Below are 20,340 nucleotides of genomic sequence, written 5' to 3' on the forward strand. Positions count from 1 at the left end.
TGACAGTCAGCGGGACGGTGCCGCGGGCAGCGCCGGTTCGGTGCTACCCGCGCCGGTACGGTGCCTGCGCCGGCCGGAGCTGCGCCGGCTCCGTACGGCACATCCGGCCAGCACCGCACAAGCCGCGACCGCGTAGGCAGTGGTCCCGATGACGTCCCCGTCACCGCCCGACTGCGCCGTGACGTACTTGGCGGCGCCGGCTGCGGCCACCGTCAGCCACTCCGGTCGTCCGTCCAGCGCCACCAACGCGACGAGGAGCAGTGCGTACCACGAGTACCCGGGTGTGAGCAGCAGGAACGCCGTCCCGGTCACCTGCAGCGATCCGTGCCAGGGGCGCTCCGGGTCCCCGCGCACCACCACGTAGGTGACGACGCACAACATCCCGACGGCGACCGCGGCCACCGACCAGTCGTCGGGCAGTACCAGCCGCAGCAGGGCGTAGCGGTTGCGGGCGGAGGCATCGCCGTATCCCTCCTCGTCGACGTAACCACTCAGATAGCCGAGGACGGAGCCGTCGGACACCAGGAGGTAGGGCACGTAGCTGAGCACGACGACGGCGGCCGCGGGCAGCACCACGGCGGCTGCATCACGGACCCGGCGCACCCCGGAGAGCGCCCCCGGCACCAGCAGGGCGGGCAGCAGCTTCGTGGCGGTGGCCGCGCCGAGGAGCGCACCGCCGGCCGCGCGGCGCCGCACCACGACGGCGAGACCGGCCACGCCGAGCAGCACCCCGAGCACATCGGCGTGAGCATTGTTCACCGCTTCGAGGGGAACCGCCGGACACCAGGCCCAGTAGGCCGCGTCGCGCGGGTCACCCCGGCGACGCAGCACCATCAGCAGCGCTCCCGTCACGCCCACGGAGAGTGCGGCGCCGCCGATCTGCAGCGGGCGCAGTCGTGCTCCGTCCGGGGAGAGGCCGTGGACCAGGAGGAAGTAGCCCTCCGCGACCGGCGGGTAGATGGTGTGGACGCCGGGCCGGTTGATGCGGGTGCAGTGCACCTGTCCCGGCGGCCCGGGGATGCGTGCACGTTCGGCAGCCGCACAATCCGCACCCGTGGGGAAGAGCCACGGATCCCGCAGCGGGGCCAGGGCCGGGTCCTTCGGCGTGTGGTCGTACGGGGAGATCCCGGCTGCCTGGACCCGGCCGTCCCAGGCGTAGCGGTAGGCGTCGCTGCTGGTGCGCGGGGGAGCGAGCAGGCCGGTCGCGGCGATCACGACGGAACCGCCGAGGACCAGTGCCACGGAGTGGCGCACGGGTGCCTTCCGTAGGCAGAACGCGGCTGCGGCGAAGAGCAGCCAGCACGCGGCGTACCACCAGGCCAGTACGGGCGAATCGGCGAAATAGGTGTCCTGGCGGACGGTGAGGGCGAGCGTGGTGGCGAGGGCTGCCAACAGCAGTCCGGAGACGAGGGTGCGGAGGCTGAACACGCGACCCAGCCTGGCAGCACCGGCGGTCCCGGGACCGCAACGCGCCCTCGATGTCAGAGATCCGTAAGGTGCCAGAACGGCCACCGGGCGGCCGTCCGGGGGTGTGATGGAGCCATGAGGCTCCCATCACCGCCCCGCGTTCCCGTGCCGTCCTTCACAGCACGGTTGCACGATCCCCGCACGGCCACGGTCATCGGTCGGTGGCTGGGCATCGCCGTCGCCGTGTGCTTCGTGACCGGGCTGATCAGCCACGTGCTGCAGCACCCGCCCGAGGCGCTCGTGCCCCTGCTGCCCAGCCGCCCGGCCTGGGGCTACCGGCTGAGCCAGGGGCTCCACGTAGCGAGCGGGACGGCCGCGATCCCGTTGCTCGTGGCGAAGCTGTGGACCGTGTACCCGAAGCTCTTCGCCCAGCCGGTGGTGCGTTCCGTCCGGCACGCACTGGAGCGGCTCTCGGTCGCAGCGATGGTCGCCGCAGCGGTCTTCGAGCTGTTCAGCGGGCTGTTGAACATCGTGCAGTGGTACCCGTGGCCGTTCTCCTTCGTTCCGGTGCACTTCGCCGTTGCCTGGGTGCTGGTGGGCGCACTGCTGGTGCACGTCGCGGTCAAGGCGCCCGACATCACGGCGCATTGGTCACGTCGCTCACCCGAGGTGCGCGCACTCGCCGCTGCGGACGGGCCGGACCGGCGCTCGTTGCTCGCGGGACTCGCGGCGGCGGTCGGCGCGGTCACCCTCGTCACGGTGGGGCAGTCGTTCACCCCGCTGAAGCGCTTCGACCTGCTGGCCCCACGCCATCCGGACCGTGGACCGCAGGCGCTGCCGGTCAACCGGACGGCCGCGGCAGCAGGCGTGACGGGGGTGTCCGCGGGCCGTTGGCGGTTGGCGGTGACCGGCCCCCGGCCGTACGAGATCGGCCTCGCCGAACTCCGAGCCATGCCGCAGCACACGGTGACCCTGCCGATCGCCTGCGTCGAAGGCTGGAGCAGGTCCGCCGAGTGGACGGGGGTGCGGATCCGTGACCTGCTGGACAGGGCCGGTGCGCCGCCGGGAGCGCGTCTGCGCGTCGTGTCCCTGGAGGGGCACGGGGCCTACCGCGTCATGGAGATGGGTCAGGGCTACGCACGCGATCCGCTGACCCTGCTGGCGCTGCGGATCAACGGCGAGGTCCTCTCACCGGACCACGGCTTCCCGGCTCGCATCATCGCACCGAACCGCCCCGGTGTGCTGCAGACCAAGTGGGTCGCACGGTTGGAGGTGCTGTGATGCGGTTCCTGGTGGGCGGCGTCGGGGTCGCGGTCATGGGCTTCGGGGCGTGGTTGCTGTTCGGCGGGGGAGAGGTGCGCAACCCGTGGGACGTGGTGGTCTGGCTCGTCGGGGCGGTCGTGCTGCACGACGCCCTCATCGCGCCCGTGGTGTTCGCGGTCGGTGCCCTGATCGCCGCGCGTCCCGGCCGTCGCATCCTGCGCGCGACCCTCATCACGGTCGGTGCGCTGACCCTGGTCGCGCTGCCGGCGCTGCTGCGCCCCGGGACGCCGAAGAACCCGTCGGTCCTGCCGCTGGACTACTTCGCCAACTGGCTGCTGGCGTCCGGTGCGGTCGTTGTGCTGGCCGCCGCAGGGCTGCTGCTTCCCCGGGCGGTGCGCACGGTGCACGAACGGTGGCAGCGGTGGTCGGCCGCTCGGAAGGAGGACGGGGGCACCGGCGACGGGACCACCGCAGGTGAGCCCGCGCCGTAGCCGGCTGCGCGGTAGAACCGCCCGCGGTCACTCGGGCAGCGGGTACAACCGGCCGCTCAGGCTCAGATCGTCGTCTCCGGGAAGCACGAGCCCGATGCCGAAGGCGTTCTCCACCAGGGACAGCACACTGTGCAGTGGTGCCACCCGCCCGGGAACCAGCCCCAACGGCCGCATGTGAGCATCGAGCCGGGTCGGGTCGTCCCCGACCGGCTCGATCGGCGACAGCGTGTGGAAGTCGACGACGACCCTGCCGTCGACGGCATACGCGAACCAGTGGACCGGCTTCTCGTTGAAATGCACCACGACGGCCTCCGTGCCGCGGGAGACCGGCCCCAGGATCCGCGCGTCGAGCCCGTGCACACCGCCCCGCTCCCAGGCCCAGGTCCAGCGTCCCTGGACGCCGGTGGTGACGACCGGCTCCTCGTCGTCGTAGAAGTCGTCGCCGAGTTCGTCCGCCAGGCCCGTGCTGTCGCGCAGGGCGAGTGTCTCCGGGTCCACGCCCATGCGGGCGAGCACCTCGGCCGGTTCCAGGTCCCGCACGAACGTCACCGTGTAGATCGGGAAGTCGCCGTCGCGCAGCGGCGTCAGGCCGGGATGCTCATGCGTGTGCGTCACGGATCGGATGCTCGCACATCCCGCCGACACACGACGACGGGAGCACCGGGCTCGGTGCTCCCGTCGCCCGAAGGGGCTGCAGCGCGGACTACTCCCGGGACAACGAGACGAAGCTGCGTCCCGAGGCGGTCCAGGTGGCCGTGCTCGCCCAGCCGGTCGCCATGCCGTGGTCGAGCAGGGCACGCACCCCCACCCTCGCCCACGGGAAGGGCGCCCCGAGTGCGCCGCTGCCGTCCAGGACCCTGACGTCCACCCGCTCGTCGACCTCCACCGGTGCCGTTTCGGCGATCAGCAACCCGTCCGGGGCGACGAGTTCGCCGATGCGCGACAGCAGCGCGCGGGGGTCTCCGCCGATGCCGATGTTGCCGTCGATCAGCAGGGCAGTGCCCCACGAGCCCTCGTACGGCAGTGCATCGAAGACGGAGCGGCACAGCGCACTGCCGCCGGAGCGCACCACGCGGGCGACCGCGGCCGGGCTGACGTCGACCCCGAGCGTCCGTCGCTCCGGGGCGGCGAGCGCGGCGACCAGCCGGCCCGGGCCGCAGCCGATGTCCAGCACGGCACCCCGGCACCGGTCCAGTACGGTGCGGTCGGCCTCGTCCGGCGCCGCGCACCAGCGCTCGACCTCCAGCGGCAGGAGCCATCCGTCGGGGCGGCGGAGGTACAGCGGGCCGCGACCGCTGCGCAGCGCATCGGCGTACGGGTCCGCCCGCCACGCCGTGGTGCAGCTCGTGTCCACCGGTATCGTCGTCGTCATCGTGCCCCCGCCCGTGTCAGGCGTGCCACCGCCGCGGCGAACCTGCTGCCGGGTGCGGCGTCCGCGACCAGCCGCGCGTCCTCGGGAGTGTCGACGTCACGCAGCACCGGCAGGTGATGCACCGTCAGCCCAGCCTCGGTCAGCCGCCGCCGCTGCAGTGCGCCGGTCTCGGGCACGGACATCGGCACGCCGGGGAACAGCGCGGGATCCGGTTCGGTCAGCCCGAGCGCCCAGAAGCCGCCGTCCGCGGCGGGCCCGAACACGGCCCCGGCCGCAGCGAGGCGCAGCCCGTGGGTCAGCAGCGCGGGGGACACCTGCGGGGTGTCCATGCCGACCAGGAGCGCAGGTCCCGAAACGTCCGCGAACGCCCCGGCCAGCCGCCGGTCCAGTCCCCCCGGGACCTGCGGAACGACCTCGAACCCGGGCGGCAGCCAGGGTCCTGGCGCGCCGTCCAACACCAGTACCCGGCGGTCCGCCTCCGCTTCCCGTACGGCCTCCAGGGTGTCGACCAGCGCCGCCTCGGCGAGGAGGGCGGCTTCCCCGGCCGTGTACCAGGGCGTGAGCCGGGTCTTGACCCGTCCCGGCACGGGCTCCTTCGCGATGACGAGCAGGGTGCTCATGCCGTCCTCCCCGAGGGCGTCTGCGCGAGCACCGCTCGCATGTCGTGCACCGCCTGCCAGGTCCCCCGCCACGTTCCGGTGACCTTCGACTTCCCCGTCCTCGGCAGGTACGGCACGTCCACCTCGGCGATCCGCCATCCGGCGTCCGCGGCCCGGACCACCATCTGCAGCGGGTAGCCGCTGCGCCGGTCCGTCAGGCCGAGGTGCAGCAGGTCCGTGCGCCGTGCCGCGCGCATCGGCCCCAGGTCGTGCAGGGCGAGGCCGGTGCGGCGGCGCAGCAGGTGCGTCAGGGCCACGTTCCCGGTGCGGGCGTGCAGCGGCCACACCCCGCGCTTCTGCGGCCTGCGCCGCCCCAGCACCAGGTCGGCCTCGCCGTCAGCCACCCGTTCGACCATGCCCGGCAGCAGTCCCGGGTCCAGCGACGCGTCGCAATCGCAGAAGCACACGTACGCGGCCCGCGAGGCGAGCAGGCCGGCGTGACAGGCCGCCCCGAACCCGCGGCGCGGTTCACGGACCACGGTCGCACCCAAGGAGGCGGCGCGTTCGGCCGAGCCGTCCGTCGAACCGTTGTCGACCACGATCGCCCGCCACCCGGCGGGGATCCGCTCCAGGACCCACGGGAGCGCCTCCACCTCGTCGAGGCAGGGCAGGACCACGTCCACGGTGGTGCTCACGCGCCCGCACCCCGCATTCCCGCGGTTGCGAACTCGGCCATGCCGTCGGCGAATCCGACCGCCGGGGCCCAGCCCAGCTCGGCCATGAGCCGACGGGAGTCGGCGGTGATGTGGCGGACGTCCCCCAGCCGGAACTCCCCGGTTACCGTCGGAGCGGGGCCGCCGTGCGCGGCGGCCAGCACCGCGGCCATCTCTCCGACGGTGTGCGGGGTCCCGCTACCCGTGTTGAACGGGGTGAGCACACCGGGCTCTCTCCCGTGCAACGCCTCCAGGGCCACGACGTTGGCCTCCGCCACGTCCCGCACGTGCACGAAGTCCCTGCGCTGGCAGCCGTCCTCGAAGACGCGCGGGGCTTCGCCGCGCTCCAGCGCCGAACGGAAGAAGGAGGCGACACCCGCGTACGGAGTGTTCTGTGGCATCCCCGGCCCGTACACGTTGTGGTAGCGCAGCGAGACGGCCCGGCCGCCGGTGGCTCGTGCCCAGGCCGCCGCCAGGTGCTCCTGCGCGAGCTTGGTCGCCGCGTACACGCTGCGTGGATCGACCGGCGCGTCCTCGTCCACCAGGCCGGGCGTCAATTCCTTTCCGCAGCGTGGGCAGTCCGGTTCGAACCTGCCCGCGTCGAGGGCGGTCACCGGCCGTGGCCCCGGCCGGACCCCGCCGTGGGCCGGGCAGTCGTAGCGCCCCTCCCCGTACACCACCATCGACCCGGCGAGCACCAGGTCGTGCACGCCGGCCTCGGCCATCGCGGCGAGGAGCACGGCGGTGCCCAGGTCGTTGCAGGACACGTACTCGGGCGCGTCGGCGAAGTCCCGGCCGAGGCCGACCATCGCCGCCTGGTGGCAGACGGCGTCCACACCCCGCAACGCATGGACGACGGCCGTACGGTCGCGGACGTCCGCGTGGACGACCCCGGGGACCGACCCGAGGGCGGGGGAAGGGGGACCGGGGTGGGCGGCGGGCAGCAGGGCATCGAGGACGACCGGGTCGTGGCCGCGCGCGGCGAGGGCGGCCACGACGTGCGTGCCGATGAATCCCGCGCCTCCAGTGACGAGAACTCGCATGTCACTGACGCTACGGCGCGGATCACCGGATGCCCCGGTCCGACGCCGCGCCGTCATGGGTCCGTAAGGACTAATTCCGGGACAGTCGCAGCGTCACGATCTGGAACGGGCGCAGGGAAAGGCGCACCGTGTTCGACTCCAGCACGGGCACGGGTCCCGGCAGTGGTCGCTCGAGCAGGTCCGCGAACACCACCCCCGTGGTTCGGAAACCGGTGCGCAGCGTCGTCGTCCCCCGGCCACCCAGCGACTCGTAGAGACGTACGACCACGTCGCCGGATCCGTCGTCGGCGAGCTTCACCGCCTCCACCAGCACGGCGGGGCCGTCCGTGGACACCACGGGCGGCAGTTCCCTGCCGCAGGGGCCGATGCGCAGCGGCAGGTTCAGTGCGTAGCCCTCCCTGATCGCTTCTTCGACTGTCGCGCCGGGCAGCAGGGAGTAGGTGAAGTGGTGCAGCCCCTGGTCCGCCTGCGGATCGGGTACGCGCGGGGCACGGACCAGGCTGAGTCGGACGGTGGTGGTCGTCCCGCCGTCCTCCACACGGGTGGTGCGCGTCACGTCGTGCCCGTAGGTCGAGTCGTTGACGACCGCCACCCCGTACGCCGTCTCACCGACGTGCACCCAGCGGTGCCCGTACACCTCGAAGCGTGCGGCGTCCCAGCTGGTGTTGGTGTGGGTCGGCCGGTGGACGTGCCCGAACTGGATCTCGGCGGTGGAGCGGTCCGCACGGACGTCGAGCGGGAACCCGGCCTTGAGGATCTTCTCCGTCTCGTGCCAGTCGAGCTCGGTCTCGACGTCCACCCGACGGCTGCCCGCCCGGACCGTGACGGTCTGCACGATCCGGGAGCGGCCGGACGCGCCGAAGGCGCGCTCCACCCGTAGTGCGCCGAGGAGACCGTCGTCGTCCGCGATCCTGATCACCGCGCCGTCCAGCAGGTCGGTCCAGCGGTGCCGGTAGTGCTCGTCGATGTCCCAGGCGTCCCAGCGGTTGGGCAGGTCGTCGTGGAGCCGCAGCAGATTGCCCCGACCGCCGGGCGCGAGGACCTCGCGATCCGCGACCAGGTCATGCACGGAACGGAAGGTGCCGTCGTCGGCCAACTCGACCCGCACGAGTCCGTTGTCCAGGACGCGGTTGGTGACCGTGACCCGGTGCGGAACGTGCGCGTCGGCGGTGACCCGCGCCGAGCCGCACGCCGGTGCCGTGACGAACACCGCCGCCGACCCGTCCGACAGTCGGGGTAGCCCCGGATCCAGCACCACGGCCAGCGCTCCGGGCAGTCGCACGACCTCCGCACGGTCCACCGGGCCGGCGTTGTACACCCACGCCTCGACGGGACCGGCGCCGCTCACCGCTTCCAGCGCCTGTGCGGTCAGTGCTTCCGACTCGGCGGCGATCCGGGCGTACTCGGCCTCCGCCTCCCGGTGCACCCAGGTGATCGACGAGCCCGGCAGGATGTCGTGGAACTGGTGGAGCAGCACCGATTTCCACAACCGGTCGAGCGCCTCGTACGGGTAGGCGTACCCCGGGACGTGCAGGGCGGCGGCGGTCGCCCACAACTCGGCCTCGCGCAGAGCGTGTTCGCTGCGGCGGTTGCCCTGCTTGGTGCGGGCCTGCGAGGTGTACGTCCCCCGGTGCAGCTCCAGGTACAGCTCGCCCGACCAGACGGGCGCGTCCGGGTACTCCGCCTGCGCGGCCGCGAAGAAGGCGTCCGGATGTTCGATCACGACCTTCGCCGATCCTTCCAGGTCGGACAGCCGCCGTGCGCGTTCCAGCATCTCGCGGGTCGGCCCGCCGCCGCCGTCACCGTGCCCGAAGGGCAGGAGCGAGCGCGTCCCCCGGCCCTTCTCCCGGTAGTTGCGCACCGCGTGCGCCATCTCCCGCCCGGAGAAGACCGCGTTGTACGTGTCGACCGGCGGGAAGTGCGTGAAGATCCGGGAGCCGTCGATGCCCTCCCACCAGAAGGTGTGGTGCGGCAGCTTGTCGGTCCGGTTCCAGGACAGCTTCTGCGTCAGGAACCACTTCATCCCGGCGAGCTTCGCCAATTGCGGATAGGAAGCCGTGTACCCGAACGAATCCGGCAGCCAGACGCCTTCGGTCTCGATCCCGAAGGCGTCGAGGAAGAAACGCTTGCCGTGCACGAACTGTCGGGCGAGTGCCTCACCGCCCGGCAGGTTGCCGTCGGCTTCCACCCACATGCCGCCGACCGGCACCCACTGGCCGTTGCGCACCGCCTCCTGGATCCTCGCCCACACCTGCGGATGTTCGTCCCGCACCCAGGCGTACTGCTGCGCCTGCGAGCAGGCGAAGACGAACTCCGGGTACTCCGCGGCCAGCGCCGTCACGTTGGCGAAGGTGCGGGCCGCCTTGCGCCGGGACTCGCGCAGGGGCCACAGCCACGCGCTGTCGATGTGGGCGTGGCCGACCGCCGAGACGGTGTGGGCGCTGGCGTGCGCGGGGCAGGACAGGGGCCCGGACAGCACGGCACGTGCCGCGCAGGCCGTCCCGGACACGTCGTCCGGGTCCAGCGCGTCCAGCGCACGGTCCAGTGCGAGCATGATCTCGTGGCGACGCGGCTCGTGGTCCCCGAGTTCCGCCATCAGTTCCCCCAGCACCTGCAGATCGAGCGTCAGGTGCCAGACGTCCTCGTCGAGGACGGCGAGATCGGCCCGCGTGAACGTGTAGAGCGGCTCCCCGCCCGCGGAGCGTTCGTCCCCGAGGCGGGTGGGCAGGAAGCCGCGGCCGAGGATGTCGGGGTTGGACGCGGCCTCGATGAGGAACGCGACCTGCTCCCCGCCGGCCGCGCAGGGGGAGACGGGGACGTACTGGTTCTCCGGCTGGACCGCCTTCACCGGTGTGCCGTCGGGCAGGTGCACCAGTGCCTCGGCCTGCTGGCCCGGCCGTCCGCCCGAGAAGCCCAGGTCGAAGACGGCCTCCACACGCCGTCCGGCCCAGTCCGCCGGGACCTCGCCCCGCACCCGGAACCAGGTGGTGCCCCAGCAGGGTCCCCACGGACTGCCTACGGCGAACGGCTCGTACGGGGCGAGGAGGGCCTCCTCGAACGGCACCGGCTCGTCTGGAACCTGCCAGGCCTCGACCGCGAGCGGCACGGTTGCGGAGTGGACCAGCGGCCAGATCCGCTGTTCCAGCACCCGCCTGACACGATCCTCGATCCTCCGACGTTCGTCGTGCATCTGACTGACACCTACTTCCGGTTGAGATAGGCGAGGCCGGGGTGCTCGTCCGTGTACGCGTCGAGGAGACGGCGGGCGACGGTGACCGAATCGATCAAGGGGTGCAGAGCGAACGCCTTCACGGCGGACGCGCGCGAACCGGTCCTCGCCGCGGCGAGGACTTCCCGTTCGACCGCCTTGACCGAGGCGACCAGACCGACTGCGTGGTACGGCAGCGGGGCAACCCTGCACGGGCGCGCGCCCGATCCATCGACGAGGCACGGCACTTCGATCACGGCGTCCTCGTCCAGTGCCGAAAGGGTGCCCCGGTTGCGGACGTTGAGGATCAGGGTGGTCGGCTCGTCCCCGGCTACGGCACGCATCAGGGCGAGGGCGACCTGCTCGTAGCCACCGGAGCAGAGGTCCGCCGCGGCGCGCTCGCCCGCGCCGGACGCCGCACGGCTGTGGGCCATGTACGTGGCCTCGCGTTCGGCGCGGGTCGACTCCCAGCTCGCCAGCGAAGGTCGCGCGTAGAACCCTGCCTGCTGCTCGCGCAGGAACGCACCGCGCGTCCGGTCGTTGCTGCGGTACGCCTGCAGCATCTCGCGGTGGAAGTAGTAGTAGTGCAGGTACTCGTTCGGGACGGCGCCGAGCGAGCGCAGCCAGTCGGCACCGAAGAGCCTGCCCTCCTCGAAGGAGCCGAGGGCGTCCGAGTCGGCCAGCAGCCCCGGCAGGTGGTCGCGTCCGGACACGTGCAGCCCGTGCAGCCAGCCGAGGTGGTTGAGGCCGACGTAGTCGACGCGCGCCGCGGTCGGGTCGATGCCGAGGACTCCGGCGACGCGCCGGACAAGCCCGACGGGCGAGTCGCAGATCCCGATGACCCGGTCGCCGAGCAGTCGCGACATGGCTTCGGTGACCAAGCCCGCCGGATTGGTGAAGTTGATGACCCAGGCTTCCGGCGCGAGCCGTGCGATCCGTCCGGCGACGTCCAGCGCGACCGGAACGGTCCGTAGGCCGTAGGCGACGCCGCCGGCGCCGACCGTCTCCTGCCCGAGCACGCCCTCGGCGAGCGCGATCCGCTCGTCGGCGGCCCTGCCCTCCAGCCCACCCACCCGGATCGCGGAGAAGACGAAGTCGGTGCCGCGCACGGCCTCGTCGAGGTCCGTGGTGACCGTGACCTCCGGAGCGTTCGGCAGCCCTGCCGCCTGCTCCGCGAGCACGGTGGAGACGGCGTCGAGCCGGCCGGCGTCCACGTCGTGGAGGGTGACGCGGGTGACCCGGCCTTCGGCCTGGTCGCCGAGGAGCGCGCCGTACACCAGCGGCACGCGGAACCCCCCGCCGCCGAGAATCGTCAGCTTCATCCGGTGACCCTCCTCGTTCCCCGGCGCATTCCGGGAATCAGGCCGCGCTCCGGCCGTCGGTCGGCAGTCCCCACGCTGTCACCTTCGCGACGTTCCCGCGAGAACCGACGGGCGTCCGGCACCGTCTGCGGCCCGTGGTGCGCCGAAGCGCGGGAGCGGCCCCGGGACAGCCGGCCACCGGACCGTGCAGTGCGAGGCGGGTGATCCGATGCGGTCCAGGGGTGCGTTCGCCGCCGCGCGGGCCGATGCGTTGGCCCCTTCGATCGCGGTCAGACCCGTCATCGACGCCGACGCAGCCGCCGGAGAGGAAGAGATCGGGATGCGCGTCACGGCGGACGCACATCGCCCGACACAATGGGTCCATGGCCCGACGCACCACCACCCCCCGGCGGCCGTCCGCCGTCACCGCCCAGTCCCCCTGCCCCTGCGGTCTGCCCGCCGTCTACGGCTCCTGCTGCGGAAGGTTCCACTCCGGGCAGTCCGTCGCCCAGACCGCCGAACTGTTGATGCGTTCCCGTTACAGCGCCTTCGTCGTCCGCGACCAGGCGTACCTGCTGCGCACCTGGCACCCGGAGAAGCGTCCAGCGTCGGTCGAGTTCGACCCCGCGGTGCGATGGGCCGGGCTGGAAGTCCGGGAGGCGACCGACGGCAGCATGTTCCACACCACGGGCACCGTGACGTTCATCGCCCGCTACACCGTGGGGAACGAGCCCGGAGAACTCCACGAGCGCAGCCACTTCGAGCGCCACGACGGTGCCTGGGTGTACGTGGACGGCACGTTCGTCGACTGAGCCCGGCACCTGCCGGGCCTGGCGCGGACTGCCCGGTGCCCCGCCGCACGGCGGCAGGGCAGCCTGGAGTCAGCGCCTGCCGCCGGGTCGCAGCACCAGCCGGGGGTTGTACGCCGCCAGAACCTTGTTCGCCCTGGCCAGGACCGACAGTGCGTGCTCGCGGTCGGCCTGGTCCTCGCTGCAGAACGGGGCCCGGAAGCGCAGCGCCTCGCGCGCCGCGCACTCGGCGTCGATCTCCGCCTGCAGCACGCCCGTCGGCATGCAGGACCCGATCAGTGCTGCGACACTGTCGGGGATCGGGACGGGGACGATGTTCGACGCGGTCACGTGAAGTCCTTTGCTGATGTGCCCCGGGGGCGCCGGGCATCGGAAGTGTTCTCCTTCTATACGTACCGGATGGGATTCACGGTTCGTCGGCGGGTCCGTCTCTGTGCTGCAACCGTTCGCGATCGACCGGTCGCTTCTGCCCCGCGGGAGCAAGCGGCCGCTTCCGGTACCCGACCGGTCATCCGGGGGGCGGCGGCGGTGCCAGCACCTCGGAGAGGTCGTACCGCACCGGCTCCTCCAACTGGGCGTAGCGGCAGCTCCCGGGAGTGCGGTCGGGGCGCCACCTGCGGAACTGGGCGGTGTGCCGGAAGCGGTCGCCCTCCATGTGGTCGTAGGCCACCTCCAGGACCCGTTCCGGCCGCAGTGCCACCCACGACAGGTCCTTCTTCCCCGACCAGCGGCTCGGCGCGCCGGGCAGCCGGGCGGACGCGTGCGCTGTCTCGTCGGACCACCTCGCCCACGGATGGTCCGACGCGTCGACCAGGCGCAACGGTTCCAGCTCGGCGACCAGTTCCGCGCGGCGCCGCATGGGGAACGCGGCGCATACGCCGACGTGCTGGAGGTCGCCCCCGTCGTCGTACAGGCCGAGGAGCAGCGAGCCGACCACCGGTCCGCTCTTGTGGAAGCGGTAGCCGGCGACGACGACGTCTGCCGTCCGCTCGTGCTTGATCTTGTACATCAGTCGGGCGTCCGGGCGGTAGGGAAGGTCGAGCGGTTTGGCGATCACCCCGTCGAGGCCGGCTCCCTCGTACCGCTCGAACCACTCGTGGGCGAGCGCGGCGTCCGTCGTGGCCGGCGCGATGTGGACCGGTTCACGTGCGTGCCGCAGGGCATCGGCGAGCGCGGCCCGCCGCTCGGCCAGCGGAGCGTCCAGCAGCGCCGTGTCGTCGAGCGCGAGCAGGTCGAACGCGACGAAGCTCGCAGGTGTCTTCTCGGCGAGCTTCCGTACCCGCGACTCGGCCGGATGGATGCGCTCGGTGAGCCGGTCGAAGTCCAGCCGTCCGCCGTGCGCGATGACGATCTCCCCGTCGACGACGCACCGGCCGGGCAGGTTGGCGCGCAGTGCCGCGACCAGCTCAGGGAAGTAGCGGGTGAGGGGTTTGCCGGTGCGGCTTCCGATCACCACTTCGTCGCCGTCCCGGTGGACGATGGCGCGGAAGCCGTCCCATTTGGCTTCGTACTGCATCCCGGGTGGGATCTTCGCCACGGACTTCGCGAGCATCGGCTTCACAGGAGGCATCACCGGGAGATCCATAGGTGAATTGTCCGGTATGCGAGGGATTGGGGCACGGCCTACGCTGGCGGGCATGGCGGGAGCGGTGGAACTGGAAGTGGACGGGCGCACCGTGCGCGTGTCCAATCCCGACAAGGTGTACTTCCCCGCGTGCGGTTACACCAAGCTCGACGTGGTCCAGTACTACCTCGCCGTCGGCGACGGCATCACCCGCGCACTCAGGGAACGGCCCACCACTCTGGAGCGCTACCCCGACGGAGTGACCGGGGAGTCCTTCTTCCAGAAGCGCGCACCCAAGTACCTGCCCGACTGGATCCCCACCGCGCACATCACCTTTCCCAGCGGGCGGTCCGCGGACGAGATGTGCCCCACGGAACCTGCCGCGGTGGTCTGGGCCGCCAATCTCGGCGCCGTCACCTTCCACCCCTGGCCGGTGCGCCGGGATGACACCGACCACCCCGACGAGCTGCGGATCGACCTCGACCCTCAGCCCGGAACCGACTACGCCGATGCGGTGCGTGCGGCCCACGAACTGCGCGAGGTGCTGGACGGTGCGGGGCTGCGCGGCTGGCCCAAGACCTCGGGCGGACGTGGGCTGCACGTGTTCGTGCCCATCGAGCCGCGCTGGACCTTCACGCAGGTCCGAAGGGCCGCCATCGCCTGTGGGCGGCAGTTGGAGCGCCGGATGCCGGACCGGGTCACCATCAAGTGGTGGAAGGAGGAACGCGGTGAGCGGATCTTCGTCGACTACAACCAGACCGCCCGTGATCGCACGATCGCCTCCGCCTACTCCGTGCGTCCCCGTCCGCACGCTCCGGTCTCCGCTCCGCTGCGCTGGGACGAGGTCGATGACGCCGTGCCCGAGGATTTCGACATCACGACGATGCCCCGCCGGTACGCCGAGGTGGGGGACGTGCACGCCGACATGGATGACCATCGTTTCAGCCTGGAGAGCCTGCTTGAGCTCGCGCGGAGGGACGAGGCCGAGCACGGCCTGGGCGATCTGCCCTACCCGCCGGAGTACCCCAAGATGCCGGGCGAGCCCAAGCGGGTCCAACCCAGCCGGGCGCGGCGCGAGGACTGACCGGGCGATCGGGTGACGGCCGGAGGGGCGGAACGGGCCGAGGCCGTACGGAGGCCGCCGCCCCCGCGGGGCGGGCGGGCGAGGAAGTCCGGCGCGGCGCATACCCGGATGCCGGCGGCGCAGTGGACGGACGGTCACTCCCGGGCCGGTGGGCGGTGGAGCGCCCGGGCCCGGTCCGCGTCGACCGGCTCCTTCCCGGGGATGTGGAGGAAGTGCTCCACTTGCCATGCCTGGGTCCTGAGGGCCTGACGGCTCGTTGGAGCCACCCACGGTGCGTACACGCGGAACGCCCGCTTCCCCACGGAACCGCCGCCCGCCACGATGCCCTGTTCGCGCAGCACGGCGCGGGGGAAGACGAAGGCGCCGTGCCGGTCGCCGTCGCGCGCGCTGATGACGAAGAGGTCGACGGGGTCATCGGAGTCGAACGGCCGGATGGGGCCGTCCGGCGACCTCTTCCACACCGTGACGAAGTGGCCCGCCTTCGTCGGGGTCGTCCCGGCCACCCGGAACCTCACGGAGGCGCCGTCGAGCGTGAAACCGTGCGCCGCATAGGCGGCCCCTTCCTCCTCCGGTACCGGGTGCGACCAGACGAACCCGCACGGGTCGTAAACCCGGTTCTTCAAGGCGAGGAGGTCGGCGGGGAGCCGTCCCCCGCCCGGCCGGTGGCGGTGATCGGCGGCATCGGCCGCCGCAGTGGATCCGCTGGTCAGCATCGTGGTCCCGTCCCGTCCCATCGGTAGCCTTCGCCTTCCCGGACCGCCCGGTCCTCGGTCAGTGTGCCCGGTGCCACTGACACTCCCGTCACCCGGGCGGCCGAAGGCCCTTGCGGCCCGGCGCGAGGCCCGTCGGGAGTCGTGGACGAGCAGCGACACCGGAGCCTGGCAGACGGCGACGTTCCACGCCGAGACCGACGCCGACGTGCACGCCGACCACGGGGAGATGCCTCCGGGGCCGAGGAGGCGGTGCGTTGACTGGACGGGGCCTGCGCCTCCGCTCCCGCCCCGCAGGCCCGGGGACGGCGGGGGAGACGGTGCACCTCCCGCCGGGCACGACCGTGGTCGTGTCCCGCGGCCCGTGGCACCCTCCTGCAACTGGACGCCCCCGGCGACCTGGTGTCGAGCACCCTGGGCCGTGGCAACCGACGGGAGCGCCCGACCCGCGCCCCGGGCACCCGTAGTCGGCGACCGGATCGCCCTCCGCCGCGCGTTCCTGTGGCGGAGGGCGTCGCCCGCCGGACGCCGACCGCACACGCCCCGGGTGACGGACGGGTCCGCCCCGGTGCGGGCGGTCAGCGACCGTAGTGGGCGCGGCACATTTCGACGAGCGAAGGATCCGCGACCCCGTAGGCGGCCTCGCACACGTCCCGCATGTCGTACCCCGCCCTTGGGCGAGTCGGGCGGACGACCGGACGGGAGCCCCTTCTGCGGGGTCCGACCGCTTCCTGCTGCGCCCCCTCGGTCCGCGTCGCGTGCGCACGCGCCCCTGGCTCCCGTGCCGGACCCGGGAACTCCGCACGGAGGGGCCCCTCCTCCCGCCGGCCCGGTCCCCGCACGTCCCCGCTCCTCGTCTGCGGCGCCTGCGTCGGCTCCGAGCCCGGCGCCTCGCCACCCGGCGCGAGCTCCCCCTGCGCCGGGGGCCTGGACGGCTCGTCGGATCCGACCGGGGCCGGGGGGCGGGATCCGGCCGGGACGCGTCCCGGTGCCGTAGGCGTCGGCGCGGCCGGAACGGAGACGCAGCCGGTCGCGGCGAGGAGGACGACAAGGGCCAGGGGCCTGATCCGGTGGTGCATCTGCCCACCTTGCCCGAGTGACCGGGCACAGGAGGGCGACGCGCGCCCGGACCACCGTGACGAGTGATCGCACAGGACACGCCGCGACGCCGCGCCGAGTCCCGGCACCGGCCAACAGGTGGACGACACCTCCTGCACGGACCCAACGCGGACCGCACGTCCGGCGATCTCCCGGGGAGGCTCACTCGGGCACGCGTGGGCGTATGCCAACCGGCTCGGCGTCGGCGTCGTCGGCGGCGGCAATCGGGCGGTCCACCCGTGTTCCGCCGCGTCCCCACCGGGCACCGGCGTCGCGGAACCCGCGGGCACCACGCCGCGCCTGCCGCACTGCGTGCGGCAGGCCGGGATCGGTAGCAGACTCGTGGGGGCAGGACCACGCGGATCGACGGGCCCCCTCCACGAAGGAGCGACGCACCATGCTCACCACCCGTTATCTCACCGGCTCCCCGAACTGGATCGACCTCGGAACACCGGACATCGAGGGCGCCAGCAGCTTCTACGGAGGGCTGTTCGGCTGGACCTTCCGGTCGGCGGGCCCGGACGCCGGCGGCTACAGAATGTTCCAGTTGGGTGGGAAGACGGCGGCCGGGGGCATGACCGTACCGCCGGAGCAGGGCGTGTCCGCCTGGAACGTCTACTTCCAGTCGACCGACGCCGATGACACTGCCAAACGGGTGCGCGAGGGCGGCGGCACGGTCGAGTCGGGGCCGATGGATGTCTGGGACCTGGGTCGCATGGCGGTGTTCTCCGACCCCGCGGGCGTCGTGTTCTCGACCTGGCAGCCTGGGACGAACAAGGGTCTCGACGTCGTGAACGAGACCGGCACGCTCTGCTGGGCGGAGCTCTACACCCCGGACACCCGCGCCGCCATGGAGTTCTACCGCTCCGTCTTCGGCTGGGAGGAGTACGGAGTCCCTATCCCGGGCGGTGGCGACGAGACGTACACGACGGTCAACCCGGCGGGGGCGGGCAAGGAAGGCATGTTCGGCGGGCTCGTACCCCTGGGGGCGGACCCGGCCGAGGCTGCCGATGGTCCCTACTGGCTCCCGTACTTCGAGGTCACGGATCCGGACGCGACGGTGGCCCAGGCGGAGCAACTGGGCGGCACGGTCCGCATGGTGCCGACGGACCTGGAGGACGTCGGACGCATCGCGAAGCTCGCCGACCCGTACGGCGCACGCTTCGCTGTGATCAAGAGCGCGGCACAGTCCCCGTCCTGAGGCGCGGTCCGGGCTCGTTCCTGCGGCTCGCACGGACAACGTGCCGGCCGCCGCAACGGTGAGGCACGTTCTCATTGATCATTCATTGACATGGTGTTTATCGGCACGGGGCAACCTGTGTTTCATGCCGATCAACACCACTGTCTCGACCACCGATCACGAACTCTCCTGGCAGGAGACGGCGTTGTGCGCCCAGGCTGGCCCCGAGTTCTTCTTCCCGGCTCCCGGAGCCTCCACCCGCGAGGCGAAGAAGCTGTGCGGTGCGTGCGAGGGGCGGGTGGCGTGCCTGGAGTACGCGCTGGCGAACGACGAGCGGTTCGGCGTGTGGGGCGGGCTGTCGGAGAAGGAGCGACTGAGGCTGCGCAGGGCGCAGGGCTGAGGCGCCCGGGCCCCGCGGTCCGACGGCCCGAGCGCGGGCGACCGTCCCGCACCCGGGCGTGCACCGGGCGGGTGCGGGACGACGCGTGGGTGCCGCGGTCCCGGTGCGCTCCTCTGCGGCTGCTGCCGGATCAGTCCTTGGCGCGTGCCGCCAGGCGCGCCTTGCGTGCCGCGAGGCGCTCGTCGAACTTCCGGGCCTCGGAGTCCAGCCCGTCCATGTAGAGCCCCAGTTCCTCCTGTGCCTTCCTGCCTTCGGGGCCGAGTCCGTCGATCTCCATGACCTTCAGGAAGCGCAGCACGGGCTGGAGGACGTCGTCGTGGTGGATCCGCAGGTTGTAGATCTCCCCGATCGCCATTTGGGCCGCCGCTCGCTCGAACCCCGGTATGCCGTGCCCCGGCATGCGGAAGTCGACCACGACGTCCCGCACGGCCTGCATGGTCAGGTCCGGGGCGATGTGGAACGCGGCGCCCAGCAGGTTCCGGTAGAACACCATGTGCAGGTTCTCGTCGGTGGCGATGCGGGCCAGCATGCGGTCGCAGACCGGGTCGCCCGACTGGTGGCCGGTGTTGCGGTGCGAGATGCGCGTCGCGAGCTCCTGGAACGCGACGTACGCCACCGAGTGCAGCATCGAGTGGCGGTTGTCCGACTCGAAGCCCTCTGACATGTGCGCCATACGGAACTGCTCGAGCTTGTCCGGGTCGACGGCGCGCGACGTCAGCAGGTAGTCGCGCATCACGATGCCGTGCCTACCCTCCTCGGCGGTCCACCGATGCACCCAGGTGCCCCAGGCGCCGTCCCGGCCGAACAGGGTGGCGATCTCGTGGTGGTAGCTGGGCAGGTTGTCCTCGGTCAGCAGGTTCACGACGAGGGCGGTCCTGCCGACGTCGGTCACCTTGGAGTGGCCGGGCTCCCACGCCTCGCCGTCCTCGAAGAGGCCGGGGAAGTTCCGTCCCTCCGTCCACGGCACGTACTCGTGCGGCATCCAATCCTTGGCGATCTTGAGATGGCGGTTGAGTTCCTTCTCGACCACCTCTTCCAGCGCGTACAGCAGCCGGGCGTCGGTCCACGCTTCCGAACTGCCGAGGTGGGGAGAGGTGAGGGTCACGGGGGCTCCTGGGACGGATGTGCGGGTGAACGGCGACCCACGCGGCCGTGGGCAAGCCGCTGGACGAACGAGGGCATGCGAAGTACCTACGGCCTCGTAGGTTACGAAACCGTAGGTTAAAGCCCGGCCGGCCGTCGGCCAAGCCTGGGGTTGTTACATCCGATTACGCACCGCTATGTGTGCAGGTCCCGCAGCCTCACCGAGAGACAGGTCACGCATCCTTCGAGCTTCTCGAATTCGCCGATGTCTACCTGAACGGGTTCATATCCGAGCTCGGCGAACAGCTCCGCAGTCCTGGGAGCACTCGCTGCCATCAGCAGCCTCTGGCCGCCGAGGAGCACGACGTGCGCTCCCGATTCCTCCGGCACGGGCATGAAGCGGGGGAACAGCGACGGCTGATCCACCAGGGGCTCGTACCCGATCACGGTCCCGTCGGGCAGTGCCGTCACGGCCGACTTCAAGTGCAGGACGCGTGTGACGGGCACGGGGACGACGCGGGCGCCGAGCGGTTCGAACGCGGCCCGCAACTGCCGGACGCCCGCCGCATTCGTCCGCCCGCCGCGGCCCACATACACGGTGTCGCCGATCTTGAGGACGTCCCCACCGTCGAGGGTGCCTGGCTCCCACACCCAGTTCACCGAGCAGCCGAGCCTCGCCAGGGCTTCCTCGACCGTGGCGGTCTCCGGCTGGCGGGACTCCGCGCCCGGGCGGGCGATGAGCGCCACGTTGCGGAACATCACCACCGTGTCCTCGACGAAGACCCCGTCCGGACAGTCGTCCGCAGGTTCGGCCTCGACGGTCTCCCAGCCGTTGGCGCGCAGCGCCTCCGCGTACGCCTCCCACTGGACGAGCGCCGCGTCGGCGTCGACGGGGATGCGCTCCGCATGGGTGACCAGCCCTTGGGCCAGGCGCGGACTCGGGCGTCGGATCAGGGCTTTTCTGCTCGGCACGGGTTCTCCAGGGGCGGGCTCGGGGGTAACCGCGCCCATCATT

At 72.0% G+C, this 20,340-nt stretch carries 19 protein-coding genes; 6 read left to right on the forward strand and 13 right to left on the reverse strand.

All coding sequences use genetic code 11. The features are described from left to right. Nucleotides 1-6 precede the first annotated feature (6 nt). Nucleotides 7-1,428 (reverse strand): glycosyltransferase 87 family protein, encoded by a 1,422-nt coding sequence (locus tag ACFXOM_RS19985; RefSeq protein ID WP_384945812.1) that lies wholly within the window; start codon nucleotides 1,426-1,428, stop codon nucleotides 7-9. A gap of 114 nt (nucleotides 1,429-1,542) precedes the next feature. On the opposite strand from ACFXOM_RS19985, the gene ACFXOM_RS19990 reads away from it, so the two are divergent. Together ACFXOM_RS19990 and ACFXOM_RS19995 are read left to right on the forward strand one after the other, a co-directional pair. Beyond that, complete coding sequence (locus ACFXOM_RS19990; RefSeq protein WP_384945810.1) at nucleotides 1,543-2,688, forward strand: molybdopterin-dependent oxidoreductase; 1,146 nt, start codon at nucleotides 1,543-1,545, stop codon at nucleotides 2,686-2,688. Further along, nucleotides 2,688-3,161 carry a hypothetical protein gene (locus tag ACFXOM_RS19995; protein ID WP_384945808.1) on the forward strand — a complete coding sequence of 158 codons (474 nt, stop codon included), beginning with the start codon at nucleotides 2,688-2,690 and terminating at the stop codon, nucleotides 3,159-3,161. Before ACFXOM_RS19990 ends, ACFXOM_RS19995 begins: the two co-directional genes overlap by 1 nt. Before the next feature lie 27 nt (nucleotides 3,162-3,188). Here the strand turns inward: ACFXOM_RS19995 and ACFXOM_RS20000 are convergent, their stop codons facing one another. The 7 genes from ACFXOM_RS20000 to ACFXOM_RS20030 all read right to left on the reverse strand — a co-directional run bounded on the left by ACFXOM_RS20000 (nucleotide 3,189) and on the right by ACFXOM_RS20030 (nucleotide 11,418). Continuing rightward, entirely contained in the window at nucleotides 3,189-3,776 is a 588-nt protein-coding gene (locus tag ACFXOM_RS20000; RefSeq protein ID WP_384930761.1) for a DUF6461 domain-containing protein, read from the reverse strand. Between the two features lie 88 nt (nucleotides 3,777-3,864). Beyond that, nucleotides 3,865-4,533: a methyltransferase domain-containing protein gene (locus tag ACFXOM_RS20005; protein ID WP_384930759.1), complete on the reverse strand. Its 669-nt coding sequence runs from the start codon at nucleotides 4,531-4,533 to the stop codon at nucleotides 3,865-3,867. Next, nucleotides 4,530-5,153 carry a DUF2064 domain-containing protein gene (locus ACFXOM_RS20010; RefSeq protein ID WP_384930756.1) on the reverse strand — a complete coding sequence of 208 codons (624 nt, stop codon included), beginning with the start codon at nucleotides 5,151-5,153 and terminating at the stop codon, nucleotides 4,530-4,532. Before ACFXOM_RS20010 ends, ACFXOM_RS20005 begins: the two co-directional genes overlap by 4 nt. After that, on the reverse strand, nucleotides 5,150-5,827 hold the full coding sequence (locus ACFXOM_RS20015; RefSeq protein ID WP_384930753.1) for a glycosyltransferase family 2 protein: 678 nt from the start codon (nucleotides 5,825-5,827) through the stop codon (nucleotides 5,150-5,152). The genes ACFXOM_RS20010 and ACFXOM_RS20015 overlap by 4 nt, the downstream gene beginning before the upstream one ends. Then, on the reverse strand, nucleotides 5,824-6,888 hold the full coding sequence (locus ACFXOM_RS20020) for an NAD-dependent epimerase/dehydratase family protein (protein WP_384930750.1): 1,065 nt from the start codon (nucleotides 6,886-6,888) through the stop codon (nucleotides 5,824-5,826). The genes ACFXOM_RS20015 and ACFXOM_RS20020 overlap by 4 nt, the downstream gene beginning before the upstream one ends. Nucleotides 6,889-6,958: 70 nt before the next feature. Then, complete coding sequence (locus ACFXOM_RS20025; protein WP_384945805.1) at nucleotides 6,959-10,078, reverse strand: alpha-mannosidase; 3,120 nt, start codon at nucleotides 10,076-10,078, stop codon at nucleotides 6,959-6,961. A gap of 11 nt (nucleotides 10,079-10,089) precedes the next feature. Next, entirely contained in the window at nucleotides 10,090-11,418 is a 1,329-nt protein-coding gene (locus ACFXOM_RS20030) for a 6-phospho-beta-glucosidase (protein ID WP_384945802.1), read from the reverse strand. Nucleotides 11,419-11,780: 362 nt separating this feature from the next. Here ACFXOM_RS20030 and ACFXOM_RS20035 point away from each other — a divergent pair, with 362 nt between their 5' ends. After that, nucleotides 11,781-12,209: a YchJ family protein gene (locus tag ACFXOM_RS20035; protein WP_384930743.1), complete on the forward strand. Its 429-nt coding sequence runs from the start codon at nucleotides 11,781-11,783 to the stop codon at nucleotides 12,207-12,209. Nucleotides 12,210-12,278: 69 nt separating this feature from the next. Here the strand turns inward: ACFXOM_RS20035 and ACFXOM_RS20040 are convergent, their stop codons facing one another. Continuing rightward, entirely contained in the window at nucleotides 12,279-12,536 is a 258-nt protein-coding gene (locus ACFXOM_RS20040) for a hypothetical protein (RefSeq protein WP_384930740.1), read from the reverse strand. 178 nt (nucleotides 12,537-12,714) lie between these two features. After that, nucleotides 12,715-13,791, reverse strand: coding sequence for an ATP-dependent DNA ligase (locus ACFXOM_RS20045; protein WP_384945799.1), 1,077 nt, complete (start codon nucleotides 13,789-13,791; stop codon nucleotides 12,715-12,717). A gap of 52 nt (nucleotides 13,792-13,843) precedes the next feature. On the opposite strand from ACFXOM_RS20045, the gene ligD reads away from it, so the two are divergent. Then, nucleotides 13,844-14,854 (forward strand): non-homologous end-joining DNA ligase, encoded by a 1,011-nt coding sequence (gene ligD / locus ACFXOM_RS20050; RefSeq protein WP_384930735.1) that lies wholly within the window; start codon nucleotides 13,844-13,846, stop codon nucleotides 14,852-14,854. Nucleotides 14,855-14,988: 134 nt separating this feature from the next. Here the strand turns inward: ligD and ACFXOM_RS20055 are convergent, their stop codons facing one another. Further along, on the reverse strand, nucleotides 14,989-15,588 hold the full coding sequence (locus ACFXOM_RS20055; protein WP_384930732.1) for a MepB family protein: 600 nt from the start codon (nucleotides 15,586-15,588) through the stop codon (nucleotides 14,989-14,991). 1,471 nt (nucleotides 15,589-17,059) lie between these two features. On the opposite strand from ACFXOM_RS20055, the gene ACFXOM_RS20060 reads away from it, so the two are divergent. Beyond that, the gene (locus ACFXOM_RS20060; RefSeq protein ID WP_384945797.1) at nucleotides 17,060-17,863 is read left to right on the forward strand and encodes a VOC family protein; all 804 of its coding nucleotides are present in this window, start codon (nucleotides 17,060-17,062) and stop codon (nucleotides 17,861-17,863) included. A gap of 124 nt (nucleotides 17,864-17,987) precedes the next feature. Next, nucleotides 17,988-18,242 (forward strand): WhiB family transcriptional regulator, encoded by a 255-nt coding sequence (locus ACFXOM_RS20065; RefSeq protein ID WP_384930728.1) that lies wholly within the window; start codon nucleotides 17,988-17,990, stop codon nucleotides 18,240-18,242. 130 nt (nucleotides 18,243-18,372) lie between these two features. Here the strand turns inward: ACFXOM_RS20065 and ACFXOM_RS20070 are convergent, their stop codons facing one another. Together ACFXOM_RS20070 and ddaH are read right to left on the reverse strand one after the other, a co-directional pair. Then, nucleotides 18,373-19,347, reverse strand: a complete 975-nt coding sequence (locus ACFXOM_RS20070) for an acyl-ACP desaturase (protein WP_384930726.1) — start codon at nucleotides 19,345-19,347, stop codon at nucleotides 18,373-18,375. A gap of 173 nt (nucleotides 19,348-19,520) precedes the next feature. Further along, entirely contained in the window at nucleotides 19,521-20,297 is a 777-nt protein-coding gene (gene ddaH / locus ACFXOM_RS20075) for a dimethylargininase (RefSeq protein WP_384930723.1), read from the reverse strand. Between the last annotated feature and the right edge of the window lie 43 nt (nucleotides 20,298-20,340).

The organism is Streptomyces sp. NPDC059169 (genome assembly GCF_042755225.1).
Taxonomy (GTDB): Bacteria; Actinomycetota; Actinomycetes; order Streptomycetales; family Streptomycetaceae; genus Streptomyces.